Source organism: Acidithiobacillus sp. (genome assembly GCF_023255755.1).
In the GTDB taxonomy this organism is placed as follows: Bacteria; Pseudomonadota; Gammaproteobacteria; order Acidithiobacillales; family Acidithiobacillaceae; genus Acidithiobacillus.
In genome coordinates this window covers 1-6,277 of record NZ_JAGDVS010000017.1, presented here as the reverse complement: position 1 = coordinate 6,277, position 6,277 = coordinate 1, and the positions used below count along the sequence as shown (strand labels likewise).

10 protein-coding genes and 1 tRNA gene are annotated in these 6,277 nt (G+C 58.9%); 1 reads left to right on the top strand and 10 read right to left on the bottom strand.

What is annotated here, in order from left to right:
• Positions 1 to 868 (bottom strand): lytic transglycosylase domain-containing protein (locus Q0C48_RS01445; protein ID WP_291520831.1); only part of this gene is annotated, 868 nt, incomplete at its 3' end.
• Complete coding sequence (locus tag Q0C48_RS01440; protein WP_291520829.1) at positions 869 to 1,447, bottom strand: C40 family peptidase; 579 nt, start codon at positions 1,445 to 1,447, stop codon at positions 869 to 871.
• A 146-nt stretch (positions 1,448 to 1,593) separates the two neighbouring features.
• On the opposite strand from Q0C48_RS01440, the gene Q0C48_RS01435 reads away from it, so the two are divergent.
• Positions 1,594 to 1,669: transfer RNA gene (locus Q0C48_RS01435), tRNA-Asn, on the top strand.
• 179 nt (positions 1,670 to 1,848) lie between these two features.
• On the opposite strand, the gene Q0C48_RS01430 is transcribed toward Q0C48_RS01435, so the two are convergent.
• The 8 genes from Q0C48_RS01430 to Q0C48_RS01395 all read right to left on the bottom strand — a co-directional run bounded on the left by Q0C48_RS01430 (position 1,849) and on the right by Q0C48_RS01395 (position 6,089).
• The gene (locus Q0C48_RS01430; RefSeq protein WP_291520827.1) at positions 1,849 to 2,652 is read right to left on the bottom strand and encodes a hypothetical protein; all 804 of its coding nucleotides are present in this window, start codon (positions 2,650 to 2,652) and stop codon (positions 1,849 to 1,851) included.
• Positions 2,653 to 2,733: 81 nt separating this feature from the next.
• Positions 2,734 to 2,973 (bottom strand): hypothetical protein, encoded by a 240-nt coding sequence (locus Q0C48_RS01425; RefSeq protein WP_291520825.1) that lies wholly within the window; start codon positions 2,971 to 2,973, stop codon positions 2,734 to 2,736.
• 100 nt (positions 2,974 to 3,073) lie between these two features.
• Positions 3,074 to 3,496, bottom strand: a complete 423-nt coding sequence (locus Q0C48_RS01420) for a hypothetical protein (RefSeq protein WP_291520823.1) — start codon at positions 3,494 to 3,496, stop codon at positions 3,074 to 3,076.
• Complete coding sequence (locus Q0C48_RS01415) at positions 3,493 to 3,657, bottom strand: hypothetical protein (protein WP_291520821.1); 165 nt, start codon at positions 3,655 to 3,657, stop codon at positions 3,493 to 3,495. The genes Q0C48_RS01420 and Q0C48_RS01415 overlap by 4 nt, the downstream gene beginning before the upstream one ends.
• Positions 3,654 to 4,052: a hypothetical protein gene (locus Q0C48_RS01410; protein WP_291520819.1), complete on the bottom strand. Its 399-nt coding sequence runs from the start codon at positions 4,050 to 4,052 to the stop codon at positions 3,654 to 3,656. Before Q0C48_RS01410 ends, Q0C48_RS01415 begins: the two co-directional genes overlap by 4 nt.
• Positions 4,049 to 5,326 carry an AAA family ATPase gene (locus Q0C48_RS01405; RefSeq protein WP_291520817.1) on the bottom strand — a complete coding sequence of 426 codons (1,278 nt, stop codon included), beginning with the start codon at positions 5,324 to 5,326 and terminating at the stop codon, positions 4,049 to 4,051. The genes Q0C48_RS01410 and Q0C48_RS01405 overlap by 4 nt, the downstream gene beginning before the upstream one ends.
• Positions 5,323 to 5,823 (bottom strand): hypothetical protein, encoded by a 501-nt coding sequence (locus Q0C48_RS01400; protein ID WP_291520816.1) that lies wholly within the window; start codon positions 5,821 to 5,823, stop codon positions 5,323 to 5,325. Before Q0C48_RS01400 ends, Q0C48_RS01405 begins: the two co-directional genes overlap by 4 nt.
• Positions 5,824 to 5,825: 2 nt before the next feature.
• Positions 5,826 to 6,089, bottom strand: coding sequence for a helix-turn-helix domain-containing protein (locus Q0C48_RS01395; protein WP_291520814.1), 264 nt, complete (start codon positions 6,087 to 6,089; stop codon positions 5,826 to 5,828).
• Positions 6,090 to 6,277: the final 188 nt, after the last annotated feature.

Below are 6,277 nucleotides of genomic sequence, written 5' to 3'. Positions count from 1 at the left end.
AGAAGTGGGCGGTGGAAGCCAACACGTCGGCAGGCGACTGCCACAGGTTGGGCATGGGTCCGCCCGGCGGGTCATTCCAGGTGACGCCGTAGCGCAGGTAACTGCTGGCCAGGAACTGGGACATGCCCATGGCGCCGGCCTGTGAACCCTGGAGTGTTCCTGGGGAAACGCCTAAACGCTGCGCCAGCTTCAGGGTCTCCGCTGTCTGATGCAGAAAAAACCGCCGCCGGCCAGGTAACGCCAATGCCAGGCTCAAGTTGCTGTTGAGCACTGAAAATCCGCCCTGAAAGGAACCGAAGCCCGTTTCAATATTGAGAATGCCCATCAAAATCGGTCCAGGAACGCCATATTTCTGACTGACCGCTTGCAGGAGCGCGGCATGATCCCGCCAGAATTGCACGCCTTGACTCAGACGGTTCTGACGCAGGAAACGATTCCGGTAGCGCCACCAGGGATAAGGCGGCGCAGGTGTTGCGGAAGGGGGCGGGGGCGTCATCAGTGCCACTGCGCGGGCGTTGAAACTGGCGTCTTGCAGGGTGGGGATCACATAGCTGGCGGGCAGGCCATCCTGTTCCTGCAGGTGGCAGGCGATTTCCTGCATCCGCTCCTGATATTGCTGGGGAAAATTGGGGAACGCCACATTGCTGATGCAGGTATTGCTGGTCTCTGGCATGACCGCAGTGCTGGGTTGCTCCGGAATGGGTACCGTGGGCAACGGCACCGCAGGCAAGGGCAGCGGGGCGGGTGTGGCGATTGCCGGTGCGGTCGCTTGATTCACCGTGCCGACATTGGTCGCGCATGCCGATAGAACTGCGGTTACCACAGTGGCCAATATGGTCTTCGGAAATAACGCCCAGTTTTTATGCATTTAGTTGTCCCGCATCGCCAGCAACTCGGTAGGCATCGGACGTCGCACGCCATCCAGCCGCTCCGCCCAGTAGGGAATCTGCAGGCTCTGCACAGCGACACCTTGCTGCCGGTTCAAGGCGCTGACGAACTGATTGCCGCCGATATAGATGCCCACATGGGAAAAGGGCTGACCCATGGTGTTGAAAAACACCAGGTCGCCGGGGCGAATGCGGTTGAGGCTTACCGCTGGCAGCGCTTCGGCTTGGGCAAAAGAGGTCCTCGGGATCGTTACCCCGGCGCGACCTAATACATATTGAATGAACCCGCTGCAGTCGAACCCTGTCCGCGGACTTTCTCCACCCCATTGATATGGCTTGCCAATTTCTGCAATGGTATGGACGAGCACGGCATCCAGCGTGGTGGCTTCGGCGCGGCTGTCGTAAGCGGACGAGGCGTTATCGTGAGATAGGTTTGCCGGTGGATATGCTGAGTGCGGCGTCATGGAGGCGCAGCCGCTGAGGGTCAGAGTCAATAACAGGAGGAGTCCACCCCCATGTTTGATTGGACCGACAGGGAACATAATGCTTTGCCTTCGCATCGGCGTCTTCCTCGTTCTTTTTTCTCTAAAAAAGTAGATAGCCGAAATGTCGTCATTTGGCAAGGGGGAGTGCTCTGTGGCGCAGAGAAAAGCGGGCGCCTGGTCCTTGACGCGCGCTGCACGGAAGGCTAGGATACGCGCACTTTTCCCCGGTAGCTCAGTCGGTAGAGCGGGTGACTGTTAATCACTAGGTCGGCAGTTCGAGCCTGTCCCGGGGAGCCAAAAGAAATAGGCACTTAGCGAATTTTGCTAGGTGCCTTTATTTTTCCGGGCTAACCCAGGGCTAACCTCAGAGAGAAAAAAGGCTCCGCCAGCAGGGAAATGGCGTGCGGTTTCGCCCCAGCCTATGGGCAATAAAAAAGCGCCCCGAAGGACGCTTGTGCACTGAAAGATGCTGACGGTCAGAAGTGGTAAGCCATCCCGACGATCCCGCGAATATCGTTAATCGTGGCGCTCGCATTCAGGGCATACGGCACATAACTGTATGATGCCGAGTAGCGGTCATAATCAATCCCGCCGAACACGCTCCAGTCTGGGTCAAAGCGGTAGTCCGCCTTCGCACCGATCTGTAGGACGCCAGAGGACGGCGGATTGTAGGCGGAATAACTGCCGTAATAGTCAGTAGCCGAGGCGGACGCGGAGACTCCGGCCAGGTAGCCCAAATGACCCGTCACCGACAAGCGTGAGGACAGGACCAGGGCGCCGAAAGCCCCGCCGCCTACCGCGTTGTTCCGGTACCCCGCCGTGATGCCATCCAGGCCAACCTTAAAATCCGCATACTGATAGGCCAGATACGGGCCGACCGCTGCGTTTTCACCAATGGCAAAGAGCTTGCCGATCCGCGCATTAAAAGCCATCGAGTGGCCTGACACATGGGCCGACCCAGAAACAGAGGCGCTCGCAACATTGTTCAAGGTCCCCGAAACGGTGCCTTCATTGATCGGTGAGCCGAAGGCGTAATCCGCGCTCAAATGGGTGTACCACAAGCTCTGATTGACGCCCGTCATCGTAATGCCGACGCCGCCGGTCGTGTTGCCTCCGTTCGCGGATATGCTGCCATACGGGTCGCTTGCACTTGCGCTGGATGGGGTGGTGGCGACTTCGCCATACACTCCGATGGTGTCCAAGGCCCGGCTAAGGGTGTCTGCTGCGGCGACTGGCGCAATGGCGGCAATGGCCAGCGCTATCATTATTCTAAGACTCATGTGGTCCTCCTCTGATGGTTGGTTGCCGTCAGATTAGGCGAATTTCTGGAAAAGACAACCCGGCTTCCGATCATTCCCAGTTCATGGCCTTATCAACTTCAACATCTCGCGTTCTTGCCGGTCATACTCCCGAATCAGCGCCATGACTGCCCGCACCTCTCGGCGGGCGGCACGAACCCCCAGGCTCTTGGCATTAGCGGCGCTCTTGACCTTTCCGGCTTCGGTTACTGGTCCGGTCGATTGTTCCCACGGTCGCCATTCCCGGATCATCTCGGCCTGCCTTGCTCGGCGCTCCGGTGTCCAGCCGTTCGATATGCTCATGGGTAATTTCCTTTAGTTCGGTGTCAGGATTGGATTTTACAGGGGCGGGCGCGGGTGCCCCATTGTTGACCTGCATGGGTCCGGCACTCTGATTGATTTGTTACTTACCCACGAATACGGCGGGATTTTTGAGGGTCGCCAATGCTTCAGCGGCGTTGACACACTGCCTTTGTGCCTTCAGCGATGCGGTCAGCCACATTTTGACGTGATCCGCGTTTTCGGTGTCCATTGCTCGCCGGGCAAGACTGTTGAACATGGCGTCCAGGGTGTGCATCTGGCTGACCAGCATACCCTCGATGCGAGTCAGGTCGCCGCCTATGACTCGGCGGGCCTGTGAACTCAATTCAGCGATTAGCGGGCCAGGCTCGGCCTTAACCCCGCCCCATGTGTATTTTCCCATAGTGAAGGCGGCTTGCACTGCGGGTAGGGTGGCGGCTCGTGCAGCGTCCTTCTCCGGGGTGTCCGGGTCGCCTTCAATGATAATAATCCCGTTGTTTGCTGGTGCGTTCGGTTTCGTGGTCATGGCCGTTTCCTCTTGGGTAAGCGGGGCATCGGTAGCACCCCGGTGGATTGCGTGCGCTGTGGAGCTGTTTCTGGTCCCTCCTCAGCGGGTTTTCCGTAGAGCTTGCCGAGTGCGGCCATGTAGCCCTGTGGCATCGCTGGTGCTTCCCTACGGCGCTTCATGACGCTGATCCTGCATACTCAGGACAGCGACGCGGGGCCATCGGGTAAGCGGCCAGATACTCGCGTTGTTCCTTCGGCGGCAATCCATTCGTGGTCGCCAGGCAGACACCTATTCCCAGCGACGTGGTGCCCGGCTGGAATCGGACGCATGATCCGCATGTGACGGTCGCTGGTGCCGTTTGCGGGGCCATATCTGGCTCAGGGGCGACGCTGACAGGCGAGGTGCTACGTTGACCTGCCTGCTCCTCCTTTAGCAGCGCCAGCAGCGCGGCTTTGTGTTCACGAATGAGAGGGACCAGCCGGGCGGGGGTATCCCGGAACTTGAGCCGGTCCCCCTCGATCCAGATTTTGCCACCCGCCTGCTCAATCTCGGTGATGACCTCGGCGGCGTTCATACTTCACCATCCATAGGGGCGTCGTCGTCTGGAATGTGGCATGGTTGGCATTGTTGACCTTCTTGCTCGAAAGCCAGCATTTCCGGGGTTTCTGTGACTTCTGCGCTTTCAAGAGTGCCAAGATTGCCAGTTTTCCTATATATGGAAATGTGGCGTTCTTGGCATCCTTGGCCTTCTTGATCGTCATCGGCGCGTGTACCTGGTATCCAATTTTTCAGGTGCCATCCCCAGGCTTTACCGATTCTGACCGATACCACGCCCATCTCCTTTTTCGCCCGGTCAAGGGTTCGCTTGGCTATGCACTCTTGCCCGGCACATTCCCTGATTTCTTTTTCCAGCTTCGGTCCATCGGCCAGAAAATCCAGCAGGAAGTCGGTCGCTTCTTCACGCGGCGACGGTCCCGATTCCTCGCCGGGCTTGTTGTCATCCTCGATCTGTCCGGCCAATTCTCTGGCGCTTCCTTCCAGGGGTTCACCCCAGAGGATGCAAGAGGCGTACAGGTCGCTATGGCCGGGGACTGCGGTCTGCGCCAGGTCGTACTCGAAGCCGCCACCATCGTGGCCAATATTGGACTTAGTGCGGATCAATCGGCGCTTCTGGTCGTCGGCATCTTTGCCGGGCTTGATGGTTGCCCATACCAGACGGGCAAATGCTCCGAAGGCCAGTGATCCGGTGACGCGCTCCAAGGGGTCGCGGCCTGCGGTGCCCTTCGTGAAGTGGCTAATACCCAGGACGGCGCAACCGAGATTCCCGGCAAGGTCCACAATAGGCTGCAAGCTGCGCCGGACCTCGGTGTTTTGGTGGCTGTCCCCTGACACCGCGCTGCTTATCGGGTCCAGAATCAGCAGACGGGGCTTAAACTTCGTCAAGGCGGATTCCAGCAGCGCCATGTCATTGGCAGGATCAAAGCCGCGTAACTTTCCGTCATCGTCCCGTGTACCTGTAATCAGGTGGACGCGGGCCACGTCTGCGCCCATTGCCATCAAACGCGGAACAAGGGTATCTGCGGGGTCATCCTCACCGCTCCACATAATCACATCGGCGGGTTGTCGGCATATCTCGCCATCGGGCCAGCGTCCAGAGGCGGTCAGTGTAGCGGCGACGGCCAGCGCGATGGTGGTCTTTCCGGTCCCGGCCATGCCTGCCAGAACGTGCAGTTTTCCAGCGGCCAACCATCCCGGCCATATCCAACTGATACCCTCGGGCGCGATGGATGACGCACAAGTCAGGGTGACTCCGGGCTGTGGGCTGGCCTGCTCATCCCAGCTACTCATTGGGTACCCCCCGCAGCTTGGAGTGCATCGCTGATTCGCTCCTCGGCCATCGCCAGCCGGTCCAGGGATTCCACGTCCATTTCCTGCCCAGAATTGGCGGCCTCGATAATCAGCCGGGCGACGGTGGCTTCATGCGCGATGCCCTGCAATGCGTCCCGATAATCGAACGGACGGCGCATGGGGCCAGTGCCGTGGTCGCTGAGACTGCGCCGGTTGCCGGGGAACAGGTCGGCCAGGGATAGGCCCAGGGCTGAAACGATCTCGGCGGCTCCGCACCCGGACCAGCACTTGAGCAAAACGCGATGGTCATCGCCTTCTTTGATACTGAGCGAGGGGCGCTTGTCGTCGTGGGCAGGGCACAAGGCGATCCACTTGTCTGGCGCTGTGCGCTTTACCTTGTCCAGGCGGTGCAGGACTCGATCAATCGGGGTATCATTGGATCGTGATGTTGTAGCGTGTGCCGTCCCTGCTCCGGGGCGGCTTTTTTGTGGCTGCATGGTCAGCCCTCCATGCCAGTGCGACGCTTGGCGATCCAGGCGGCGAGGTCAGCCACACGGTAACGGACAAGGCGTCCGGTCTTGATGAACGGCAGGTTGTAGCGGCCAGTACAACGCCAGTTGCAGAGGGTCGCGGGCTTCACGTCCAGGACGATGGATGTCTGCCCCTCGTTGATCTGAGTGGGTACGTTCTTCTCGGTAAAACCAAGGGTTCCCGCGATTTCTTTGACGATCTCGCGGAGGAGTAAATCGGACTCGTTTTGCATTGGAAAGCGCCTATCGGTGGTGAATGATGGCGCTTATGGTGCGGGGGTTTTTGGCGGTTAAATATTGGGGCAAGTTCAAAAAACCAACCCCCCATAAATCGGCATCATGGGGGGATGTTACAGGATAAACCTACCTGATTAGCACGATTTTTCCGCTGTGTTTGGTATTGCCTTCTTCAAAGGCGCAT

Excerpts from the sequence above, each read along its gene's own strand:
- Q0C48_RS01440 (WP_291520829.1), bottom strand. The coding sequence starts at position 1,447 with ATGCGAAGGCAAAGCATTATGTTCCCTGTCGGTCCAATCAAACATGGG.
- Q0C48_RS01410 (WP_291520819.1), bottom strand. The coding sequence starts at position 4,052 with ATGAACGCCGCCGAGGTCATCACCGAGATTGAGCAGGCGGGTGGCAAA.
- Q0C48_RS01430 (WP_291520827.1), bottom strand. The coding sequence starts at position 2,652 with ATGAGTCTTAGAATAATGATAGCGCTGGCCATTGCCGCCATTGCGCCA.
- Q0C48_RS01415 (WP_291520821.1), bottom strand. The coding sequence starts at position 3,657 with ATGAAGCGCCGTAGGGAAGCACCAGCGATGCCACAGGGCTACATGGCC.
- Q0C48_RS01405 (WP_291520817.1), bottom strand. The coding sequence starts at position 5,326 with ATGAGTAGCTGGGATGAGCAGGCCAGCCCACAGCCCGGAGTCACCCTG.
- Q0C48_RS01420 (WP_291520823.1), bottom strand. The coding sequence starts at position 3,496 with ATGACCACGAAACCGAACGCACCAGCAAACAACGGGATTATTATCATT.
- Q0C48_RS01400 (WP_291520816.1), bottom strand. The coding sequence starts at position 5,823 with ATGCAGCCACAAAAAAGCCGCCCCGGAGCAGGGACGGCACACGCTACA.
- Q0C48_RS01395 (WP_291520814.1), bottom strand. The coding sequence starts at position 6,089 with ATGCAAAACGAGTCCGATTTACTCCTCCGCGAGATCGTCAAAGAAATC.
- Q0C48_RS01425 (WP_291520825.1), bottom strand. The coding sequence starts at position 2,973 with ATGAGCATATCGAACGGCTGGACACCGGAGCGCCGAGCAAGGCAGGCC.